Source organism: Micromonospora sp. GCM10011541, from assembly GCF_042650725.1.
Lineage (GTDB): Bacteria > Actinomycetota > Actinomycetes > Mycobacteriales > Micromonosporaceae > Micromonospora > Micromonospora sicca.
Genome location: NZ_JBHSBP010000123.1, coordinates 1 through 541, shown reverse-complemented (window position 1 = coordinate 541; position 541 = coordinate 1). Strand labels below are relative to the sequence as shown.

Genomic DNA, 541 nt, shown 5'->3' with positions numbered 1-541 from the left:
GCCGCCACCGCGAACACCTCAAAACCAAAGCCGACCACCTGTCCCGGCTGCGTGACGGCCGGCCCGCCGACGCCCCCGCCGACTCGGCCCTGGCTGGCAAGCTTGCCTTCTTGGAGGCCGAGCATGCGGCGGTGCGCGCCCGGATCCGGCATCTCAACAAGGCTCTTGCCTGGTCGTCGGCGCGGTGGCTCGTCGACCAGGCGACCGCGGCCGGCGCCACCGTCATCTACGTCGAGGACCTCGCCACGCTCGAGGCCGGTGGCCGGTCACGCAGCCTCAACCGGCGACTCTCCGGTGCGGTACGCGGCACCGTGTTCACCGCCATCGCCCACCTCGCCGCGAAAGTAGATATCGCAGTCGTCACTGTCCCGGCGCGTGGCACCTCGTCCGGCTGTCCCCGCTGCGGCGGTCCCGTCAAGCACGTCAAAACACCACAGCGGATGGTGGCCGGGTACCGGTGGGCGACCTGCTCGTGCGGCCTGTCGATGGACCGTGACCACGCCGCGGCGCAACGGATCGCCGCCCGGGGCCTAGCCAACCA

1 protein-coding gene is annotated in these 541 nt (G+C 71.3%); it reads left to right on the top strand.

Annotated features, from left to right (window positions below; all coding sequences use genetic code 11):
• Positions 1-131 precede the first annotated feature (131 nt).
• The coding region (locus ACFOYX_RS36215) for a zinc ribbon domain-containing protein (protein ID WP_377534824.1) at positions 132-541 on the top strand (410 nt) is incomplete at its 3' end.